The organism is Pedobacter sp. GW460-11-11-14-TSB4 (genome assembly GCF_059423705.1).
Genome location: NZ_JBWKYI010000018.1, coordinates 82,325 through 103,693 on the forward strand (window position 1 = coordinate 82,325; position 21,369 = coordinate 103,693).

Sequence of the window (21,369 nt, forward strand, 5' to 3'; positions counted from 1 at the left end):
AATATAAATTTTGTACATTTAATAGTCTGTTTTGTGCGAAGCGCAATAAAGTTTAGACGCCAAAAAGCGTTTCGCGGTTATCCAAGAAATAATTGATTTTTAATCGATTCCGGCTTACGGAATAGCTAAACAGATAATAAAGGGGGGTGTTGCAAGCACTCCTTTTTTATTTATTCAACATTTGAATCGTCAGGAGTTTTGTCGAAGTTTATTCATCATTTGTTAGGTTAAGGGTTGATTAATTAGTTTATTTTTAGAGATAAAGGTTAGTTACTCCTTCATCTTTTCTCGTTTATTCTTTATAGACAATTACTTTATTGCCTTTAATATCGAAACGCACTTCTCCGGTCTGCTCAAATTTTCTTAATACTTTCGAAATTTTCTCAAAGCGACTTACTGTTCCGTAGTACATCACCTCTTTTGCAGCAGGATCGGCATATTCTATTTCTACATTATACCAGCGCGCAACTTTGCGTAAAATGCTTTCCTGCCTCTCGTTATTAAACATGAAATAGCCATTTTTCCAGGCTATTGCTTCATCAACATCTACTTCTTTCACATCCATGCCAGAAACGGATACCAAAGATTGCTCTCCAGGTTTAAGCACTTCGCTCTCATTAGTCGTCTTGTGCGAAACACGTACGCTTCCTTCCAATAAGGTGGTTTTAGTTAGCCTTTCATCTCTATAGCTGTTAATATTGAAGTGTGTACCCAATACTTCAACAGCTTGTTTATCAGTTTCCACAATAAAAGGATGTGCAGCGTTTTTAGCTACTTCAAAATAAGCTTCACCATCCAGTTTCACTCTACGCTGTTTCGCTGTTCCGATATTTAACGAATATTGAATAGAAGATGCTGCATTTAGCCAAACCGTAGAACCATCAGGTAACTGGATTTGCCATTCGCCACCATTTGGGGTCGAAATGGTGTTCAATCTGGTATCGTTTACATTTTCTGATCCTGCTACATTATACACCAACCGGCCATCAGCAGTTTTAGTGATCGAGAAACCAGCCTCTTTGGCAATATCACCTTTCATCGCGTCTGAAAGTGAAATTTTCTTACCATCAGCCAGGGTGAGAATAGCTTTATTTTTTCCCGGTGCTACATCAGTAGCAAAAATATGTTCCTTCTTTTTCTGTAGAGAAATGTAAGCGGTTAACGAAAACACAATAAAAACAACTGCTGCTGCAGCCCATTTTAAGCTATTCATTAAAATCCGTTTAGGCGAACGGCCTGGTTTGTCTACCGCCAGAATTTTATTTAAAACCGGATTCCATTTTTCTTCAACAACATCAACTGCATGTTCTTCTTCTGCGATAATCATTTTCACGATTTCGTCAGAAAGCAATGAGGTGCTGTTTTCTGCTAAAACTAAAAGTTCTTCCCTTTCGGACTCGCTTAAGGTCTTAGCTGTAAACTGTTGTAAGAGATAATGTATACGTTCTTCCATAAAGATTCTGATACTAAGAAGCAGCAAAAGAAGATTAGGACTATCGGGATATTAATTTTTTTCTATTTTATTTTCAAAAAGAAAAAAACAATCGGGAAAATGAACACAATGCCATGCTGATCGAGTTGTATCCGTATCGATTTTAAGGCAGTTACAAGGGCGTTTTTTACCGTATTGGGCGAGATATTGAGTATTTCTGCGATTTCAGGTATGGTTTTACCATCGCGCCTACTCAATTGGTATATATTTTTGCGTTGATCGGGTAATTTTTCGACGGCAATAGCAATAATTTTAGTTACCTCGTTTAAATTAATTGTTTCAACTGTACTATTATGGCTATTTTGTTGCTTGGCAGTAAAGGCATCAACAACCCTATCCTCTTTTAATTTTTTTCGCAGGTAGCTTAAACATTCGTTAGAAACATATTTATACAGATAGGCCTTTACATTATCTACTTCTGCTAATTTATCGCGATTTAGCCAAACCCTTAAAAATGAATCCTGGATAATCTCTTCTGCCGCATCATCAGATTTGGTAAACTTTGTGGCAAAAATCTGGAGTACAGGAAGGTATTTGAAGAAAAGAACAGAAAAAGCCTGCTCATCTCCTCCGACGATTTTTTCTATAAGCTTACGTTCATCTTCTATCCTTCCTGGAGCCATAAATTAGTCGATCTGCCTGCTCACTTACAAATTTATAAGTGTTCTGTTGTGTGATGTAATATACATAAAAGTGAAAAAAAATTTGGGTTAAAACAAATATCATGTACCGCTTTAAATCACATTAACTAAAAAAGCCTTACTTGTTAGGTAAGGCTTCAGTCTTTTTTTAAAAGCGAAAAACGCTAATATTGATAATATGGTGAAATCATCAGGTAAACCACTACACCTGTTATGGCTACATAAAGCCATAGTGGATAAGTAATCCTGGCGATTTTTCTATGACGATCGAAACGCTCCGCTAAGGCCCTTACATAAGTAACCAATACCAAAGGAATAATGGCTATCGACAATAGGATATGCGTTAACAAGATAAAGAAGTATACATACTTAATAGCGCCCTCGCCTCCAAATTTGGTCGATGGCGTAGTCATATGATAGGCGATATACATGACCAAAAATAATAGCGAACAGCCAATAGCGGTTTTCATCAGGTTTTGGTGTAATTGTATTTTACCATTTTTTATCGCCCATACTGCAACAACCAGCAGTACAGCTGTTATCCCGTTAATGGTAGCGTAAATTGGTGGTAAGAAAGGTAAAGCTGGCGCATCAATTCCCAGATCCTTTAACTTCACTACGAATAAAAAGGCTACAGCTACGGGTATAAAAATGGAAAGAATAATGATCCACTTGCTATATTTTTTCTCGATCGGACTATTTTCCATGAGTTTTTAAATCTCTTTTATATTATTATTTTTTGTATCGACTTCAGACTAACTACCTGCCGTCTTTAACGTTCCTTAAATACTCAGCGATAAGTACTTTAATTTCATCTTCTAACCTGGCATTTGCGCCCGCATCGTCGGCCTCATAAATACCGCGTATACGGTGCAGGTTATCGATAAGTACAATTTTATTACTAAAAATAAAATTGGTTTTCTCTTTCGTTTCATCCGCAATTACGTCGAGTAATAAACCCTTTCTAATGAGTGGATAGGTTTGAATGGTATCGCCAACCAGAAAATCCCATTTTCCAGCCTTCGCTTTAAACTGCTCAGCAAAATCTTTTATCCTGGTTCCATCCAGCGGATCGACAGACAAGCTTAAAAATTTAACCAAAGGTTTCTGCGCATAACCATCAGCTAATTCTTTAATGTACTTACTCGTTCCCTGATTGTTTGCGCTGGTATAAAACATATTCAACACCACAATCTTATTCTCTAGCGACTTCCAGGTAACCGTATCATTATGCTGGTTTACGAGTTTAAAATCAGGAACAAGATGGTAAATGGTATCTGGTATTTTTTTCCCTTTTACACTGTGAAAGGTTGATGCAACAACCTTCTCACCAAAAATGGGTAAGCTCTTATACCTGTTCTTGGCAAACTGTGGCAATAAGTAAAAAAACAAAAATCCCGGTATAGCTAAAATGCTTACCAGGATTATTACCTTTTTTATAGGACTTCTTTTCATTAATGGTTCATCATGTGGATGTTTAAAAACCCACCTTCTATTAGCATTAAAACAATAAAGTAAATAATGAAAATGAATGAAACCGTTAATGATAGTTGTAAGCCAAGCTTTTCATATTTTAAGTGCATAAAATAAGCTACAATATAAAATGCTTTTAACAGCGTTAATGCAATATAAATGTAATTACCAATGTGCTGGGTCATATATCCTTTGGGAATAAAAACCAACGCGATAATAAACTCGATAACTGTAATTAATAAAAGGATACCAAAAACTTTCCAGATTTTACCTTTTGATAAACCTGCATGTTCTTCGTGGCCGTGGCCTTCTGTACTATGTGCGTGCTCTGACATAAAAATATTTTTATAATATGATAAATTAAACCAAATAGAAGAATGTAAATACGAACACCCAAACTAAATCAACAAAGTGCCAGTATAAACCCACTTTCTCCACCATTAAATAATGTCCTCTCTTCTCGAAAGTTCCATTAATCGTCATGATTAAGATGATGATGTTAATGATTACCCCACTAAATACGTGGAAACCGTGGAAACCGGTAATGGTAAAAAATAAGTTTGCAAACTGTTGTGAAGCCACAAGTGATACATCTTCTGGTTTAAGGAAGAAGTGTTTTAATTCTTCTGCAGAAGGAATATGTCCCCACCAGAAACCATCGTGGTGTAAGTGAGTCCACTCAATTGCCTGACAGCCTAAGAACATGAAACCACCAATGATGGTTGCAATCATCCAGCCGATAACTTCTTTTTTAGAACGTCTGTGACCTGCCTCTACAGCTAAAACCATGGTTACCGAACTCATGATCAGGATAAAGGTCATGATACCTACGAAAACTAATGGAGCGCCATGTTCTGCAATACCTGGGATAGATTGGAAAACCTTATCTGGAGCTGGCCATGTTAATTTAGAAAAACGCTGAGCGCCGTAGTAGATCAATAAAGATGAAAAGGTAAAAGCATCTGACAAAAGGAAAAACCACATCATGATTTTACCATATTCTACCGACCACGGAGAACGACCACCATTCCATGGTCCGGTTTTAACTTGATCTAATTGTGATACTGCATTCATTTGGAAATAGTATAATAGTTTGTTAACAAATTTAACGGTTCAAAAGTAAAAAAACATACAGATATATCCATAATATATCTATAAAATGCCAAAAAATAGAAGCAATTTCCATTCTGTACTGGACTTTGGCAATAGGAAGGCTTTTATAACTTCCTGCTAAAGCATTAATAATAAGGCCAACACCTGCAATAATGTGTAATAAGTGCATGCCCGATACCACATATATAAATGATATGGCGGCATTATTTCCTACCAGGGTTGCTCCGGTTCTAACCATGCTTCCCCATGCATTAAACTGCATTACACCAAAAGCGATGGCTAATATTACCGTAATCCACAGCATATTGCGCTGTAAGCTAAAGTTTAGTTTCTTTAAAGCTTTTGAGGCAAGCACCAAAGTGATACTGCTGGCAATAATTACCAAACTTGAGTAAATAAAAGCATCAGGTAAAACTAAACCATGCCCCTTACCCTTCGAAGCAGCAAATACCAGGTAATAACTGGTAAAACCACCAAACATAATCGTTGATGATACGACAAATAACCAAACAATAAATTTCCTTGGTTTAGGGTCAAACGTATCCTGCATCTTTTCCATTGTTAGCACCATAAATTATTTTGCTATAAAATTTAATAATAAGCCCAGCTGTACTGCCGGGATGTAAAAAAACGAACAGAACATTACTTTCTTGGCATCAGCCAATTCCCTGTTCATTAAAAGTTTAAAAGCTAACCAGCTAAATATGAGCCCGGCAATTAAAGATAAACCTGCAATGTAATAACCGCCAAACCCATAAATGGTTGGCAACAAACTTACCGGAATTAAAACCAGTGTGCTTAAAAAGGTCAGCAATGCTGAAGTTTTGTCTCTTTTCTTGGTTGGTAATAACCTAAAACCAGCTTTCTTATAATCATCGTCCAAAACCCAGGCAATTGCCCAGAAATGTGGAAACTGCCATACAAACTGAATTAAAAACAAAATGCCAGCAATGTAATAATCAATTTCATGAAACATTTCGGCTTTTAAACTACCAAATGCGGCTAAATACCCAATAAGCGGAGGTAAAGCGCCTGGAATGGCACCCACGAAAACAGCAATTGGCGATTTTCTTTTCAACGGTGTATAAGCAAAAGCATATAACAGGATTGAAAATACAGAAAGCAGGCCTGTTTCCAGGTTTAATTTACCGAGTAACCAGGTCCCTAAAAAGGCCATGAAAACCCCTAAAATCAATCCTTGTCCGGTAGTCATTCTACCCGCAGGCATAGGGCGGTCTTTAGTTCTCGACATTAATTTATCGAGGTCCTTCTCAATAATTTCGTTAAAGCAGTTTGCAGCAGCGGTAACTAAAAAACCACCAGCAATCAGTATCAACCAGTTGCCCCAATCAATACTAGGGATATGGCCTCTACCCACCTGCATTTTCTGTCCGATCAAAAAAGAGATCGATGCCGAAAACACCACCGTAAACGATAGCCTGAATTTGATAAGCTTAGAAAAATCTGAAAGATATTGCTTCAATTTTCTTAAATATTATTGTTTATATGTACTTGTTCGGTAAACCAATAAGTACAGGTAAAACTGTAAACTAAATAACAGCGTAGAGAATAAAATATGCAATGCCTGCGCTGCCGGTGGGAAAGCTATATATGCTAATGCAAAACCACTTAATAACTGTACGAGAAGCGTGATTAACATAAACCTTGCCGTTAACAGCGGGGCAGCCTTACCACTAAAACGGTCGATCACCATTTTATACACTACAGCATTGGCAATTACCACCAGAATAGCTAAATCGCGGTGATAGGAAAATACTTCACCTACCTTCGAAATCCAGGTATTTTTGCTTCCATAAGAGAGCGATTTTGCAATCACATCTACGGCCTCTCTAACCTCGGTTCCTAAAACAATCTGAACGATACTAATGACCAGGGTAAAGAACAAAAATCCTTTTAACCAGGCTATGCGGTACATAATTACAGAAGGCGCTTTATTCAATTGCTTCGCGTAATTGTAGGTATAAATAGATATCGCCAAAATAACCAATGCCAGTAACATGTGCACGGTTACCACCCATTGTGTCAGATTGGTAGAAACCACTATCGAACCTAACCAGCCCTGGTATCCAACCACAAAAAGATTCAGGATACTGAGTACAATAATACGTTTAGCAGTTTTGCGGTAGGTAAAAGAATAAACCACTGTTAAAAACAGGAATATCCCTGCAGCTACCCCTGCCAATCTGTTTAAGTATTCTGTCCAAGTTTTAGTTGGGTTAAACTCCTCTGGTATCGTTATACTCTTATCATGCCTGATACTATCAGCTAAGGCTACTTTGCCCATGCTTTCCAGATATTTGGCAAATTTCTCATTCTTCTTTAACCTACCTGCTACATACTTTTCTTTATAGTTGGCAGGTAGTTGCGATACATCAGTTGGCGGAATATAACGATCGAAACATTTTGGCCAATCCGGACAGCCCATGCCCGATCCGGTACTGCGTACAATACCTCCGGCAAGTATAACCAATAGCGTAACTATAATGGTTATAAGATTAATGCTAATGAAACGTTGTTCTGATCTGCTGACCATATATCTATTAAGATGAAAAGGGTATCCGGATAAGCAGAAACTTAATCAGATACCCCTTTTAAAATTTTATTTGAAGCTTAAACTAGCCCTTGTTTTCTGCAACAGGGTTAGCTAATTCCCAATCTTGCTGTATTTTTTCTGCTTCTGCATTTCCTTCAAAATCGTGAGGCAAGTTAGAGCTCATGGTTTGAGAGAAAGGAACAGTTTGAGGAATAAAATCTGCATCATGTCCTGGTTTACTATAATCATATGGCCATCTGTAAACCGTAGGAATTTCTCCTGGCCAGTTACCATGTAAGTGTTCTACCGGAGCAGTCCACTCTAATGTATTAGATTCCCAAGGGTTTTGAGGAGATACTTTTCCTTTAAAGATAGAGTAGAAGAAGTTAAACAAAAACGCTACCTGAGCCAGTGCTGCCATAATAGCTGCCCATGTTACAAATACGTTAACAGTTAACCATTTCTTCATAAATTCAAACTCGGTAAATGCATAGTAACGACGAGGTACACCATCTAAACCTAAGAAGTGAAGTGGGAAGAATACCAGGTAAGCTGCAATGAAAGTTAACCAGAAGTGTAAATATCCTAATTTGGCATTCATCATTTTACCGAACATTTTAGGGAACCAGTGATACACACCTGCAAGCATACCAAAGATTGCTGCAGATCCCATTACCAGGTGGAAGTGGGCAACAACAAAATAAGTATCGTGTAAGTTAATATCTAATGAAGCATTTCCTAAGAAGATACCGGTTAAACCACCAGAGATAAAAAACGAAACTAAACCAATAGCAAATAACATTGCCGGTGTAAAACGGATGTTACCACGCCATAATGTAGCTAAGTAGTTGAATGTTTTTACTGCCGATGGTACTGCAATGATCAACGTGGTAATCATAAACACACCACCCAATAATGGGTTCATACCGGTTACAAACATATGGTGACCCCATACGATGAATGACAATACAGTAATACCAATTAACGAGTAAACCATTGCATGGTAACCAAAGATTGGTTTACGTGAGTTTACCGAGATTACTTCAGATGAAATACCTAAAGCCGGCATAATTACGATATATACCTCAGGGTGACCTAAGAACCAGAATAAGTGTTGCCATAAAATTGGAGAACCACCTTCATTTGGTAAAATATCGGTACCCATTACGATATCAGACAGGTAGAAACTTGTTCCGAAACTACGGTCGAATACCATTAACACTACCCCGGCTACAAGAACAGGGAATGATAAGATACCTAAAATAGCGGTTAAGAAGAAAGCCCAGATGGTTAATGGCATTTTCCAAAGGTCCATACCTTTAGTACGCATGTTTAAGATTGTACTTACATAGTTAATACCACCCATTAAAGATGATGCCACGAAAAGTACCATACTGATTAACCATAAAGTCATACCTAAACCAGAACCCGGCATTGCTTTAGCAACAACCGATAATGGCGGATAAACTGTCCAACCACCAGATGCAGGACCTGTTTGAATAAAGAATGATGACATCATGATCACACAGGCCATAAAGAAGAACCAGTATGAAAGCATGTTTAAAAATGGCGAAGCCATATCTCTTGCTCCAAGTTGAAGCGGAATAAGTAAGTTACTAAATGTACCACTCAATCCGGCAGTTAGTACAAAGAATACCATGATGGTACCGTGAATGGTTACCAAAGCCAGATAAAAGTCGGACTTAATACGACCACCTTCAGCCCATTTACCTAAAAATGTTTCTAAGAAAGGGAAGTTTTGATCTGGCCATGCCAATTGAATACGGAATAAAATGGATAAGCCCATTGCTATTACCGCCATAATAATACCGGTAATTAAAAACTGCTTAGCAATCATTTTATGATCCATACTAAAGATGTACTTTGAAATCAAAGTCTCTTTATGATGCCCATGATCAGCGTGATCGTGATTGTGTTCGTCGTGTAATGCTATTGTTGACATAATTCGTTCGCTCCTGCTTAATATTATTTATTTAAAGCCATTTGGTTAGTTTTCACAGCTGCTGAATCTTTAGCTGCTGAATCTGCTACTGATTTAACAGGTGCAGGTGCCACTGGCAAATTAAATTGTTTTCTTAAATCGTCGTTTAAGTATGTTTTCTGTTCTGCAATCCAGGTTTTGTATTCAGCCTCAGAAACTACACGTACCACTTTTTGCATGTTGTAGTGACCTGATCCACAAATTTTAGCACATAGGAAAAGGTACTTAAAGTTAGGATCGTTGGTTTCTTGCTGCATTTCTGCAGTTGTTTTTGTAGGCGTAAACTCAAATATCGTTCTCATACCCGGTACGGTATTTAACTGTACTCTGAAGTGTGGCATATAAAAACTGTGAATTACGTCTTTACTGGTTAAAATCAGTTTAACTGGTTTGCCCACAGGAAGCACCATCTCATCAGCCATTTCATCATCGCGGGAGTTGATATCTTTAAAATCGATACCCAACGCGTTAGTAGCAGTAGTTAGCTTATAATTTTTGTTACCTACTATTCCATCAGCTCCAGGATAACGGATAGACCATTTAAACTGCTCAGAAGTAACTTCGATCTGTAATGGTTTGTTATTTGGATCTTCAACTTTGAAGAAAATAGATCTCCAGGTTAAGAAACCCATTAATACCAAAACGGTTAATACTAAAGCCGGAACGATTGTCCAGATTTTTTCGATGGTATTATTGTGTGGGTAGTAGTAAGCTTTTCTTTTAGCTGAGTATTTATAGATGTAAGAAAATCCGAATAATAAGATGTGTGTAACTACAAATACAATAGTGGTAATGATTAATGTTAAATTAAACATTTCATCAATTTTCTTTCCGTGCTCAGATGCCGCATCAGGAAGTAACATTGCCCCATGTACTGTATATTCCCAATATACACCATATAAACCGATCACTAAAAACAGCGCAAATAAACTTGCGTGTACCCTGTTCCAGTTAATACCAACAGGTTTACCTTGTGCTTCGCGGCTTAATTCATATACTTTTATGGCTTTACCAATAATTGCAATGAATAAGCATACGGCAAGGAAAACCAGAATATAAAATATTACCGATTTATAAACCTCGCCCATATCAACCTTCGGTGCCGCGGCAGCACCTGCTGCTGCATCTTGCGCAAATACGCTAGTGTTTGCAAAAACAGTAATCAATACTGCTAAAGCTGCGGTCGTTTTATTCGTTATAAACTTTCTTAAACTCATTTTCTTAAAAGTAGTACGCTGTACTGCTAATTATAATAATAATTAAATATTTGCTTTATCTTATCACCACTACAATTGATGATGCAAACTTTCTTGTAATAATGGGTGATTCTTTGCAATTAAAGGTTTCTTGCTTAATGATGTTAAAACCGTAAAGGTAAACAATCCTACGAAACCAATTGCAGTACCAATTTCAATGATACCGAAACCATTATGTCCTTCTTCTACCGCTCCTGGCATAATCATTTGGTAGTAATCTACCCAGTGACCTAAAAGTACCACGATAGAAACGAATAATAATTTCGCATCTGTTCTTTTGTTATCTCTATCCATTAATAATAATACTGGCGCTAAGAAGTTCATGGCCAGGTTTAAGAAAAACCAGAACTTGTAATACTCAAAGCGTTTGTAGAAATATACAGTCTCTTCAGGCATGTTTGCATAGTAGATCAATAAGAACTGAGCAAACCATACATAAGTCCAGAAGATAGAGAAACCGAAAATAAACTGACCTAAATTATGCAAGTGACTATTGTTAACCCATTGCATATAACCCGCTCTTCTTAATAAGATAAGAATAATGGCGATAGTAGCTAAACTGCTTACCCACATAGCGGCGAAGTTATACCAGCCGAACATGGTTGAGAACCAGTGTGCTTCTAATGACATTACCGTATCGAAAGCAAAAATCGGTGTTGTAAAACCGTAAATTACCAGAAAGATACAAGCATTTTTAAAGCTTTTTCTGTAAGAATTTAAACCACCTGCTAAATCTTCATTATAAGAAAACTTAACAAACATGATCGAAAATATACTATAGATACCTAAGAACACCACCTGGCGACCTAAGAAAAAAGGTACATTTAAGAATACCGATTTACCAGCAATGATAGAATCATAATTAGCACTGTTTGGATCCGTTAATCCATCTGCATGCCAGTGGTGGTATAAGTTGTGTGTGTACAAACCTGCCGAAATTACGACAACCAGTATTACAGCTGCAATAGGCAATGTTTTTGCCATAGCCTGCGGTACACGTAAAATTGATGCAGACCAACCTGCCTGAGCTACATATTGAACAGCCAGGAAAAATGTACCCGACATACAAACGCATGCAAAGTAATATGCCATAAGCAACAGGTTAGCAAAAGTACGCTCGTGCATTACTTTATCGCCGGCTAAGAAACCGAACAATACAGCTGCAATACCGATAACGATACCAACGATGCTTAATGTTTTTACTTTACCTGTAAACTCAAACTGTTCACTAAAATTAATATTGTGAGTTCCCATTTATATTTGCTTTACTATTGTCCTTTTTGTAATTGTTGAACATACATCACCACTTTCCAACGATCTGTTGGTGAGATTTGCGAAGCATGCGAGCCCATGTTATTTACACCGTAAGTAATGGTGTGGTAAATTTTACCTGCGGTAAGATCAACCATATTACCACCTCTAGATGATGCGCCTGTTTGATAAGCAGGTACACCACTAAATTTCTCAATTTTAACTAAGTGTCCTTGTCCATCGCCTTTTTCACCATGGCAAGGGCTACAGAAAACGGTAAATAAATGTTTACCCTGAGCTAAATTAACAGTATCTACTGGTAAAGGGTTAACCATGCTCACACCTGCTGCTTCGTATCCTTCTTTTGTATTAGGATACTCATCATATTCAGTAAAACCTACTGGTTTAGTATGTGCAGGTGGCAACTGGGCTGTTTTACCATCTTTAAAATTTTTGTTTGGCTGATCCGGATTGTAAGCAATCGGATCATACATGTTTCTGGCATATTCTAAGCCAGTACTGCGTTTATCTTTACAAGCAGAAAAGGTAGCTGCAAAAGCGATAGCTAAAAACGCCGTGTAAACAAATTTATTCTTATTCATAGCTAATGTACTTTCTTTCATTATACTTTATTTCTAAAGCACCTGCATCTTTTAATAATCCATCAATTACAGTATGTTCCACATTGTCTTTTGCATCAACTGCAATAACAAAACGATCATCAGTAGCACGTAAATCCATCACTCTTGGTGCTCTTCCTGGGAATAAGTGAGTAGATGCATAATAAGTTAACACCATACCGAAAGCACAGAATAATACTGTAAGCTCGAACATTATCGGAATAAAATCCGGCAATGCGAATGATGGTTTACCACCTATGTTTACTCTCCAATCGATTACTGCGCAGAAATAAATCAAAGCGAACGCACAGCAAGTACCGGTAATACCAAAGCAAAATGCTGCGATATCGATTCTAGATCTTTTAATTCCTAATTTGGCTTCTATTCCGTGTATAGGCATCGGTGTATATACATCATGAATGCTGATGTTATTTTCCTGAAGCTTTTCGATGCCGTGCATCATTTCGTCAGGATCGCCAAAGCTGCCTAAAATATATTTGATATCACTCATTGTTATATTTTTGCGTAATCTTCTTGTTTAACACTATCAAATTTCTCTAAAGACTCTACGTATTCTGCAACGTATTCTTTATTCTCATGCCCTTCTTTAATCTGTTTCATTTTAGCTTGCTCACTTGCAGTTTTTAATAATAATTTAACCTCTGCTATAGCGATTGATGGCAATACTCTTAAGAATAATAAGAATAAAGTAAAGAACAAACCGATTGAACCTACGAATACACTGATATCAACCCATGTTGGATAAAACATTGCCCAACTTGACGGAATATAATCACGGTGTAATGAAGTAACGATAATTACGAAACGCTCGAACCACATACCCACGTTTACTACGATTGATAAAATCCAGGTCGCTTTAATGCTTAAACGGATCTTTTTGAACCATAACAACTGCGGAGAGATTACGTTACAGGTCATCATCATCCAGTACGACCACCAGTAAGGACCAGTAGACCTGTTGATAAATGCATACTGCTCGTATTCCGAACCTGAATACCATGCGATGAAGAACTCAGTTAAATAAGCCACACCTACGATTGATCCGGTTAAGATGATGATTTTATTCATCGACTCGATGTGGAACATGGTGATGTAGTTTTCTAAGCCCAATACTTTACGTGCAACCAATAATAAGGTTAATACCATCGCAAATCCTGAGAAGATCGCCCCTGCCACGAAGTATGGAGGGAAGATGGTGGTGTGCCATCCCGGAATTACCGATGTTGCAAAGTCCATTGATACAATGGTGTGTACCGAAAGTACAAGTGGTGTAGAGATACCTGCTAAGATTAAAGACACCGCTTCGAAACGTTGCCAGGTTTTAACACTTCCACTCCATCCAAAAGAGAAGATAGAATAGATTTTTCTACGTGTACCCACTGCACGGTCGCGGATGGTAGCGATATCTGGTAATAAACCTGTGTACCAGAATAATAATGATACAGAGAAGTAAGTCGAGATCGCAAACATATCCCACACCAATGGTGAGTTAAAGTTTACCCAAAGTGATCCGAACTGATTCGGTAAAGGTAAAACCCAATAAGCTAACCAAGGACGGCCCATGTGCGATACAACGTAAGTTGCGGCACAGATTACGGCGAAAATGGTCATCGCCTCTGCCGAACGGTTGATGGAGTTACGCCAGTTCTGACGGAAGAGTAATAGTACTGCTGAAATTAGTGTTCCAGCGTGACCGATACCTACCCACCATACGAAACCGGTGATATCCCAAGCCCAACCAACTGTTTTATTTAAACCCCATGCACCGATACCATTCCAGAAAGTGTAGCTTACTGCTACTACCCAAAGTAAAGCACCTAATGAGGCAACGATGAAACCAATCCACCAAGCCTTGTTCGGCTTGTTCTCTACCGGGCTTAAAATATCATCCGTAATTTTTGCATACGTGATGTTATCTCCGGTAATTAATGGTTCTCTAAGTATTGATTCGTTATGTCCTGACATAATTTGTATTTTCTTTATACTAAAGCTTACGCTTGTACTGTTGTATCTGTATTTCTAATTTTTGTCATGTAGCCGATACCCGGTTTCACATTGATCTCTTCCAATACGTAGTAAATACGCTCAGAACGTAATGCTTTTGAAACCTCTGAATTTGGATCGTTTGCATCACCAAATACAATCGCATTTGCTGAACAAGCTTCCTGACAAGCCATTTTAATATCGCCATCTTTTAATGGACGTTTCTCCAGTTTAGCTTGTAATTTGCCACCTTGTATACGTTGAATACACATAGAGCATTTTTCCATTACCCCTCTCGAACGTGTAGTTACATCAGGGTTTAAAACTAATTGGGTAAACTCGTTATTTAAATAGTTATCGAAACGTGAATCGTTCCAGTAGTTAAACCAGTTGAAACGACGTACTTTGTACGGACAGTTATTTGCACAGTAACGTGTACCTACGCAACGGTTATAAGCCATGTGGTTTAAACCATCACTTGAGTGTACCGTTGCCAATACCGGACAAACGGTTTCGCAAGGTGCGTGATCACAGTGCTGACATAACATTGGCTGGTGAACCACAGAAACGTGATCTAAGTCTTCTAACTTAGCAATTTCTTTTTCTCTGGTTACGTCACCGTCTTTAGTTTCGTAGCTGTAATAACGATCGATACGGATCCAGTGCATTTCACGACGACGGCGAACCTCATCACGGCCTACAACAGGAATGTTATTTTCAACGTTACAAGCAACAATACAAGAACCACAACCTGTACAGGCATTCAAATCGATTGCCATAACCCAGTTGTTACCTGGTTTTTCGTATTGATCCCAAAGATCGTAATCTTTATGCTCGCCTTTTTCGTTGCCCGCACCAGGATTTTTTAAGTACTCTTTAAAAGTAGCTTCTTTAATCACTGCACGACCTTCGAAAGAGTGGTGAGTTTGTGTTTGAGCTAACTCATAGTAACCGCCTGTTGGGGTAATGGTTACTGTAGTGGCATATTGGAAGGTTCCATTTATAAAAGAAACAAAAGGGAAAGCATTTTTACCCACATCGTTACCGGCTTTACCCACTTTGGTACGGCCATAACCTAATGCAATAGATGCAGTTTGTTGTGCTTGTCCTGGCTGAATCAATACCGGAAGGTCTACTGAATATCCGTTGCTGGCTTTCACCGTTACCACATCAAATTCTTTAACCTTTAATTTCTCAGCAAATTTTGGTGCAAGGGCAACATAGTTATCCCAGGTTACTTTAGAAACCGGATCAGGTAATTCCTGTAAGAATGCATTGTTTGCATTTTTACCATCACGCATCGGGATGTTTTCGTAAACCTGTAACTGAATATCTTTATCTAAAGCTTTGCTGCTGCTAACAATTGAAGTAGCAACTTGCGCTAAAGATTGTGTGAATGAATAAGCTCCGGCAGTTTTTGCTGTTGCCGTAACCACTCCTTTTTCTAAAACTTCTTCCCATTTCAAACCAACAGCTGGTAACATTTTAGCTTCCCAGTTGCTGCGTACAAACTGATAGTAATCTTTAACCGGAGCATCAGCCCAGGTTAATAAACTCTCTTCAGCCTGGCGGCTATTGAAAACCGGGTTGATGGTTGGCTGAACGATAGAATAATATCCTTCGTAAGCATTTGCATCACCCCACGATTCTAAATAGTTATGGTTAATTGCAATGGCATCACAAGCAGTTGCAGTTTCATCAGCACGATCAGAGAATGAAATTTTAGCCGGAACCTTAGCCAATGCATCAGTAAACGCTTTTGCATTTGCTGCATCGTAAACCGGGTTACTGTTTAAGAATAAAACAGCACCAACTTCGCCACGGCTCATTTCAGCAACTAAGCCATTAAATTCGGCATCGTTACCTGCATATAAATAACAAGGGTTATCTAAATCGATCGTAGTGCCATAACTTCCGATAGCGGCGTTAATGGCATTTACTAAAATCTGCGTAGAAACATCGTTCGAACCACAAACTACAAGGCCTTTACCTTTAGCTTGTACCAATTCTTTCGCTACCAGTTTAATTACTTTATCGGCAGTGGTGTTATTACCTAATGTTCCACCAGGTAAAGCGCTACCGGTAATGGCATTGTATAAAGCAATTAAAGCAGGTCCTTCTTCCGATAATTTAACCGGAACACGGGTATCTGCATTGGTACCTGTTAAGCTCATTCCACTTTCGAACTGAATGTGGCGGCTCATTTTTTTATTTTCTAACGATTTGTAGTTACGGTTAGCGGTATATTGAGCGGTAAACTCTTCTCCGCTAATCCAGGTACCTAAGAAATCGGCACTGAAACTTACAATTAAATCGGCTTTATCAAAGTTGTATTTTGGTAAAACGGCTTTACCAAAACTGTTTTGGTTGGCCTGGATAATACCAGTATAAGAAACCGCATCGTACTGAACCAATTTAGCAGCAGGATATTTTGCAATAAACTGTGCAATAACCGCATTAGTTGATGGGCTGTTTACTGTTGATGATACAATACGGATTTTCTTTCCACCTGCCTGTGCTTTTGCCAACTCGCCTTTTACAAAGCTGTCGATTTTTGCCCAGGTGGTTTCTTCCACTTTTCCGTCTTTTACTAAAGCTGGTGCTTTTAGTTTAGATACATCATATAAATCTAAAACCGAAGCTTGGGCTCTCGCATCTGTACCACAGTTAAATTGACCCGCATTTGGATTTGGTTCAATTTTAATCGGGCGTCCCTCTCTTGTTTTAACTAAAATACTCTGGCCATTAAAGCTCGAAGTATAATAGTTAGGAATACCCGGAGTAACCTCTTCAGGTTTTACCAGGTAAGGAATAGATTTATGAACAGGGGCAGTTTGACAGGCTGCCAAAGTTACTGCACCTAAACCAAAACCTAACGCCTTTAAAAAGTCGCGGCGTGGGGTAACGGTACTTAACCCTGCTTCATTTAAAACATCTTCTATTGGAAGTGGCTCGGCGAATTCGTTTTTGTTATTCTTAACAAAATCGGGTGTATTGTTATACTCCTCTAAGCCTTTCCAGTATTTTTTGTTGCTTTCCATTTAAGCTATATTACTGTTTATTCGAACGTTCTTACTAAACTCTATCTATTAATAGTGGCATTTACCACACTCTAAACCACCCAATAACGCTGGTGTAATTTTCTCGCCTTTTTTAATCTTTTCGTGCGCTTCGATAACCTTAGCGTAGAAAGCATTATTTTTCTGACCAGAAATATCTGTTTCCTTATGGCAGTTAATACACCATTTCATGGTTAATGGAGAATATTGATAAATTTCTTCCATGGTATTAACCGGACCGTGACAAGCGAAACATACAGGTTCTGTTGGTTGTAATCCTTTTGCTTTACGGATTGCATCTTCTGCAACAACTACGTGTTGAGAGTGATTGAAGTAAGCAAAATCAGGAAGGTTGTGTACACGTACCCACTCCATTGGTTTAGCTTTACTTTCATCGTATTTCTGTGTTTCAGGATCGTAACCTAAAGCATTATAGATTTTTTTGATCTCAGGAGAAATCTCACCATCATATTTATCTCTTGCCTGAACCGCTTTGTGGCAGTTCATACAAACGTTTAATGATGGGATAGTTGCATTTTTAGATTTAAATGCACCGTTGTGGCAATACTGACAATCGATCTGATTGATACCCGCGTGCAACTCGTGAGAGAATTTAATTGGCTGTACTGGCTGGTAACCGGTATGAACACCCGTATTCCACATGCCCATCCAACCGAACGAACCTAAACAGATGATTAAACACAAGATAAAGAACATCACAAATTTCTTGTTTTTGAACATCTTGCGCACACCAACCTTTAATGGCACATCTTCCTCAATCTCGATACCTTGTTTTTGTAAAATCAGGCGCTCTAACAATTTAGAAGCACGACCTAAGATTACTAAAATCACAATTGCCAATACTACGATAGCAACGATACCTGCAATTGATAAACCTGAAGTAGATTCGTCTTTTACTGCAACACCACCTGCTGGAGTAGCTGCTTTTGGCTCACCTTCTTTAATGTATTGTAAGATGTCTTTGATTTTAGTCTCATCCAATTCAGGAAAAGAAGTCATCGCCACCTTATTGTTCTCATTAAAAACTTTAACAGCAGCAGCATCGCCAGAAGCGATTAATGCAGCACTGTTAGGGATCCATTTCAAAAGCCATGCTTCATCATGACGATCGCTTACACCAGTTAAGGCCGGACCAACCAATTTAGCATCTAACGCATGGCACGAAGAACATTTTGCTTTGAAAAGCGCTCTTCCCTCTTTAGCATCCTGCGCACTTACGGTAGAAACCGCTATTACGGAAATTGCTGAAAATACGAATAACGACTTCCAAACGCTTTTTAAAATCATCGAGATATCTCTCATAATGAACACTTTATACTTATTTAATTTACTTTTTGTTGTGAAATTGATGCTGAACTAGGGGTAGCCCCACCAAAACTTGAACAAAAGTATAACTTATTAATAAATCCCATGACATAATAGTGACTGGAAATACAATTTATAATCATTCTAAACAAATGTCGTTTCAGGCCATTCAGGCAATAAAAATGCCCATTTTCGATATGTTATCTCGAATGGGCATACTAGAAACCAATTTGGTTTATTTATTTTTTCTGATTATTGTTTTAATATCCAGGCAAACATTAATGGTGCTACAATTGTTGCATCACTTTCTACAATAAACTTAGGGGTGTGAATATCTAATTTACCCCAGGTAATCTTTTCGTTCGGTACAGCACCAGAATATGAGCCATAAGAAGTAGTCGAATCCGAGATCTGGCAGAAATAACTCCAGAAAGGAATATTTTCCATTTCCATATCCTGATAAAGCATTGGCACTACACAAATAGGAAAATCGCCGGCTATACCACCACCAATCTGGAAGAAACCAATTCCTTTGCCACCACTGTTTGCAATATACCAGTCGGCTAACCAGCCCATATATTCAATACCGCTTTTCATTGTAGTTGCTTTCAATTCACCTTTCATCACATATGAGGCAAAAATGTTACCCATAGTAGAATCTTCCCATCCCGGTACTACAATTGGCAAATTCTTTTCTGCCGCAGCAAGCATCCACGAGTTTTTAGGGTCTATTTCATAATATTGCTCTAAATCGCCACTTAAAAGCATTTTGTACATGAACTCATGCGGAAAATATCTTTCACCGGCCGTATCTGCATCTTTCCATATTTTATGAATGTGTTTCTGTAAACGACGGAAAGCCTCTTCTTCCGGGATACAGGTATCGGTAACACGGTTGTAATGGTTCTCTAAAAGATCCCACTCGTCCTGCGGACTTAAATCGCGGTAGTTTGGTACACGTTTATAATGTGAATGTGCTACCAGGTTCATAATATCTTCTTCAAGGTTCGCACCCGTACAAGAAATAATCGCCACTTTATCCTGGCGAATCATCTCTGCAAGTGAAATTCCCAATTCTGCAGTACTCATTGCACCAGCAAGTGTGATCATCATTTTACCACCTTCGTCTAAATGCGTTTCGTATCCTTTAGCCGCATCCATCATTGCCGCAGCATTAAAATGGAGGTAATTACGCTCCATAAACTGAGATATTGGTCCTCTTGTATTGCTCATTTCGTTTTGTATTGTTTGCCGCAAAAATAGGTATTTAGGCCGAAAGGTTAAAACGTAAAAGCGTTTAGCGCTTGGAGCATCGCGTTTGGCGCATGGCGATTAGGGCATGGCGCCAATTAACTTACATAAAATTATCTGATCATTCCCTCCCGGTTCGTCATCCTAAACTTGTTTCAGGATCTTTAATGGAAATAGTTTGCAATTAACAGTTATCAATAAACAATTAACTGATTCCCTCCCCGATTCGTCATCCTGAACTTGTTTCAGGATCTTTAATGGAAATAGTTGGCAATTAATGGTTATCAATAAACAATTAACCAATTCTCCCCTCGTGGTTCGTCATCCTGAACTTGTTTCAGGATCTCTATGAAAATTAAGCTAGTATCCTTTATTTGAAAAGCAATTGCAGCAATCCTTTTAACGTCAGTCCGGCTTTTCGGTAAAAGTCCTCGGCTCGTACCTCGCCTGTGGGCTTTCCCCTTCAATCCGGTTTAGGTGTCAACGGGCAGCAGAAATAGTACAGTTTGCAATTAACAGTTATCAATAAACAGTTAACCGATTCCCCTCATGGTTCGTCATCCTGAACTTGTTTCAGGATCTTTTATTGAAATAGTTGGCAATTAACAGTTATCAATAAACAATTATCCGATTCCCCCTCGTGGTTCGTCATCCTGAACTTGTTTCAGGATCTTTAATGGAAATAGTTGGCAATTAACAGTTATCAATAAACAATTAACTGATTGCCCCGCGATTCGTTATCCTGAACTTGTTTCAAGATCTTTCATGGAAATAGTTGGCAATTGACAGTTATTAATTAACAGTTAACCAATTCCTCTCGTGCTTCGTCATCCTGAACTTGTTTCAGGATCTTTTATGGAAATAGTTGGCAATTAACAATTAACCAATTCACACCGCGATTCGTCATCCTGAACTTGTTTCAGGATCTTTCATGGAAATAGTTGGCAATTGACAGTTATTAATTAACAGTTAACCAATTCCCCTCGTGCTTCGTCATCCTGAACTTGTTTCAGGATCTTTCGTGGAAATTAAGCTAATCTCATTTACCTATTATTAAGGCTGGTATTCAAATGGCAACCTATCCCCTATTCTTTTGCCGCCCCAAAAATCACGCACGTAAAAACTTTTATAATCTACATAACTACCTTTGCTATCAACCAGTGTATGCTTAAGGTAAGGGCGTAAAAGTGATCCAGCATTATAATCCAAACGCGTAGCAATTTTATGATTATACAACACATACACCGATCTGGGGAGTTCAAGTTTTATAAAATTACTATCTACTACACTCGTAAACATACTGGGATTTGTAGGTTGAGTACTTATT

General features: G+C 38.3%; 19 protein-coding genes. All 19 read right to left on the reverse strand.

Annotated features, from left to right (window positions below; translation table 11 throughout):
* Positions 1-292 precede the first annotated feature (292 nt).
* The 19 genes from AC07YT_RS17040 to AC07YT_RS17130 all read right to left on the reverse strand — a co-directional run bounded on the left by AC07YT_RS17040 (position 293) and on the right by AC07YT_RS17130 (position 21,341).
* Entirely contained in the window at positions 293-1,453 is a 1,161-nt protein-coding gene (locus AC07YT_RS17040; protein WP_086547883.1) for a FecR family protein, read from the reverse strand.
* 62 nt (positions 1,454-1,515) lie between these two features.
* Positions 1,516-2,115 (reverse strand): RNA polymerase sigma-70 factor, encoded by a 600-nt coding sequence (locus AC07YT_RS17045; RefSeq protein WP_086547884.1) that lies wholly within the window; start codon positions 2,113-2,115, stop codon positions 1,516-1,518.
* Between the two features lie 182 nt (positions 2,116-2,297).
* Positions 2,298-2,840, reverse strand: a complete 543-nt coding sequence (locus tag AC07YT_RS17050) for a DUF420 domain-containing protein (RefSeq protein WP_086547885.1) — start codon at positions 2,838-2,840, stop codon at positions 2,298-2,300.
* 52 nt (positions 2,841-2,892) lie between these two features.
* Positions 2,893-3,588 (reverse strand): SCO family protein, encoded by a 696-nt coding sequence (locus AC07YT_RS17055; protein ID WP_086547886.1) that lies wholly within the window; start codon positions 3,586-3,588, stop codon positions 2,893-2,895.
* The gene (locus AC07YT_RS17060; RefSeq protein WP_086547887.1) at positions 3,588-3,941 is read right to left on the reverse strand and encodes a cytochrome C oxidase subunit IV family protein; all 354 of its coding nucleotides are present in this window, start codon (positions 3,939-3,941) and stop codon (positions 3,588-3,590) included. Before AC07YT_RS17060 ends, AC07YT_RS17055 begins: the two co-directional genes overlap by 1 nt.
* Before the next feature lie 25 nt (positions 3,942-3,966).
* Positions 3,967-4,680 (reverse strand): cytochrome c oxidase subunit 3, encoded by a 714-nt coding sequence (locus tag AC07YT_RS17065; protein ID WP_086547888.1) that lies wholly within the window; start codon positions 4,678-4,680, stop codon positions 3,967-3,969.
* 31 nt (positions 4,681-4,711) lie between these two features.
* Positions 4,712-5,278 carry a cytochrome c oxidase subunit 3 gene (locus AC07YT_RS17070; protein ID WP_086547889.1) on the reverse strand — a complete coding sequence of 189 codons (567 nt, stop codon included), beginning with the start codon at positions 5,276-5,278 and terminating at the stop codon, positions 4,712-4,714.
* A 15-nt stretch (positions 5,279-5,293) separates the two neighbouring features.
* Entirely contained in the window at positions 5,294-6,202 is a 909-nt protein-coding gene (gene cyoE / locus AC07YT_RS17075; protein ID WP_086547890.1) for a heme o synthase, read from the reverse strand.
* Positions 6,203-6,214: 12 nt separating this feature from the next.
* Positions 6,215-7,273, reverse strand: a complete 1,059-nt coding sequence (locus tag AC07YT_RS17080) for a COX15/CtaA family protein (protein ID WP_086547891.1) — start codon at positions 7,271-7,273, stop codon at positions 6,215-6,217.
* 82 nt (positions 7,274-7,355) lie between these two features.
* On the reverse strand, positions 7,356-9,236 hold the full coding sequence (locus AC07YT_RS17085) for a cytochrome c oxidase subunit I (RefSeq protein ID WP_494945427.1): 1,881 nt from the start codon (positions 9,234-9,236) through the stop codon (positions 7,356-7,358).
* 23 nt (positions 9,237-9,259) lie between these two features.
* Positions 9,260-10,492 carry a cytochrome c oxidase subunit II gene (locus tag AC07YT_RS17090; protein WP_086547893.1) on the reverse strand — a complete coding sequence of 411 codons (1,233 nt, stop codon included), beginning with the start codon at positions 10,490-10,492 and terminating at the stop codon, positions 9,260-9,262.
* Positions 10,493-10,561: 69 nt separating this feature from the next.
* Entirely contained in the window at positions 10,562-11,785 is a 1,224-nt protein-coding gene (locus AC07YT_RS17095) for a quinol:cytochrome C oxidoreductase (RefSeq protein WP_086547894.1), read from the reverse strand.
* A 14-nt stretch (positions 11,786-11,799) separates the two neighbouring features.
* A complete protein-coding gene (locus AC07YT_RS17100; RefSeq protein WP_086547895.1) occupies positions 11,800-12,405 on the reverse strand; it encodes a c-type cytochrome in 606 nt (201 codons plus the stop codon).
* Positions 12,377-12,913, reverse strand: coding sequence for a DUF3341 domain-containing protein (locus AC07YT_RS17105; RefSeq protein WP_029275887.1), 537 nt, complete (start codon positions 12,911-12,913; stop codon positions 12,377-12,379). Before AC07YT_RS17105 ends, AC07YT_RS17100 begins: the two co-directional genes overlap by 29 nt.
* A gap of 2 nt (positions 12,914-12,915) precedes the next feature.
* Positions 12,916-14,388, reverse strand: coding sequence for an NrfD/PsrC family molybdoenzyme membrane anchor subunit (nrfD, locus tag AC07YT_RS17110; protein ID WP_057931705.1), 1,473 nt, complete (start codon positions 14,386-14,388; stop codon positions 12,916-12,918).
* A gap of 26 nt (positions 14,389-14,414) precedes the next feature.
* Positions 14,415-17,447: a TAT-variant-translocated molybdopterin oxidoreductase gene (locus AC07YT_RS17115; RefSeq protein WP_086547896.1), complete on the reverse strand. Its 3,033-nt coding sequence runs from the start codon at positions 17,445-17,447 to the stop codon at positions 14,415-14,417.
* A 48-nt stretch (positions 17,448-17,495) separates the two neighbouring features.
* Positions 17,496-18,788 carry a c-type cytochrome gene (locus AC07YT_RS17120; RefSeq protein WP_086547897.1) on the reverse strand — a complete coding sequence of 431 codons (1,293 nt, stop codon included), beginning with the start codon at positions 18,786-18,788 and terminating at the stop codon, positions 17,496-17,498.
* Between the two features lie 255 nt (positions 18,789-19,043).
* On the reverse strand, positions 19,044-20,024 hold the full coding sequence (locus tag AC07YT_RS17125; protein ID WP_086547898.1) for a deoxyhypusine synthase family protein: 981 nt from the start codon (positions 20,022-20,024) through the stop codon (positions 19,044-19,046).
* A gap of 1,071 nt (positions 20,025-21,095) precedes the next feature.
* On the reverse strand, positions 21,096-21,341 hold the full coding sequence (locus AC07YT_RS17130) for a hypothetical protein (protein WP_494945428.1): 246 nt from the start codon (positions 21,339-21,341) through the stop codon (positions 21,096-21,098).
* Between the last annotated feature and the right edge of the window lie 28 nt (positions 21,342-21,369).

Excerpts from the sequence above, each read along its gene's own strand:
- AC07YT_RS17090 (WP_086547893.1), bottom strand. The coding sequence starts at position 10,492 with ATGAGTTTAAGAAAGTTTATAACGAATAAAACGACCGCAGCTTTAGCA.
- AC07YT_RS17065 (WP_086547888.1), bottom strand. The coding sequence starts at position 4,680 with ATGAATGCAGTATCACAATTAGATCAAGTTAAAACCGGACCATGGAAT.
- AC07YT_RS17070 (WP_086547889.1), bottom strand. The coding sequence starts at position 5,278 with ATGGAAAAGATGCAGGATACGTTTGACCCTAAACCAAGGAAATTTATT.
- AC07YT_RS17040 (WP_086547883.1), bottom strand. The coding sequence starts at position 1,453 with ATGGAAGAACGTATACATTATCTCTTACAACAGTTTACAGCTAAGACC.
- AC07YT_RS17080 (WP_086547891.1), bottom strand. The coding sequence starts at position 7,273 with ATGGTCAGCAGATCAGAACAACGTTTCATTAGCATTAATCTTATAACC.
- AC07YT_RS17125 (WP_086547898.1), bottom strand. The coding sequence starts at position 20,024 with ATGAGCAATACAAGAGGACCAATATCTCAGTTTATGGAGCGTAATTAC.
- AC07YT_RS17060 (WP_086547887.1), bottom strand. The coding sequence starts at position 3,941 with ATGTCAGAGCACGCACATAGTACAGAAGGCCACGGCCACGAAGAACAT.
- AC07YT_RS17050 (WP_086547885.1), bottom strand. The coding sequence starts at position 2,840 with ATGGAAAATAGTCCGATCGAGAAAAAATATAGCAAGTGGATCATTATT.
- AC07YT_RS17120 (WP_086547897.1), bottom strand. The coding sequence starts at position 18,788 with ATGAGAGATATCTCGATGATTTTAAAAAGCGTTTGGAAGTCGTTATTC.
- AC07YT_RS17045 (WP_086547884.1), bottom strand. The coding sequence starts at position 2,115 with ATGGCTCCAGGAAGGATAGAAGATGAACGTAAGCTTATAGAAAAAATC.
- AC07YT_RS17095 (WP_086547894.1), bottom strand. The coding sequence starts at position 11,785 with ATGGGAACTCACAATATTAATTTTAGTGAACAGTTTGAGTTTACAGGT.
- AC07YT_RS17105 (WP_029275887.1), bottom strand. The coding sequence starts at position 12,913 with ATGAGTGATATCAAATATATTTTAGGCAGCTTTGGCGATCCTGACGAA.
- AC07YT_RS17130 (WP_494945428.1), bottom strand. The coding sequence starts at position 21,341 with ATGTTTACGAGTGTAGTAGATAGTAATTTTATAAAACTTGAACTCCCC.
- AC07YT_RS17115 (WP_086547896.1), bottom strand. The coding sequence starts at position 17,447 with ATGGAAAGCAACAAAAAATACTGGAAAGGCTTAGAGGAGTATAACAAT.
- AC07YT_RS17055 (WP_086547886.1), bottom strand. The coding sequence starts at position 3,588 with ATGAAAAGAAGTCCTATAAAAAAGGTAATAATCCTGGTAAGCATTTTA.
- AC07YT_RS17085 (WP_494945427.1), bottom strand. The coding sequence starts at position 9,236 with ATGTCAACAATAGCATTACACGACGAACACAATCACGATCACGCTGAT.
- nrfD (WP_057931705.1), bottom strand. The coding sequence starts at position 14,388 with ATGTCAGGACATAACGAATCAATACTTAGAGAACCATTAATTACCGGA.
- AC07YT_RS17100 (WP_086547895.1), bottom strand. The coding sequence starts at position 12,405 with ATGAAAGAAAGTACATTAGCTATGAATAAGAATAAATTTGTTTACACG.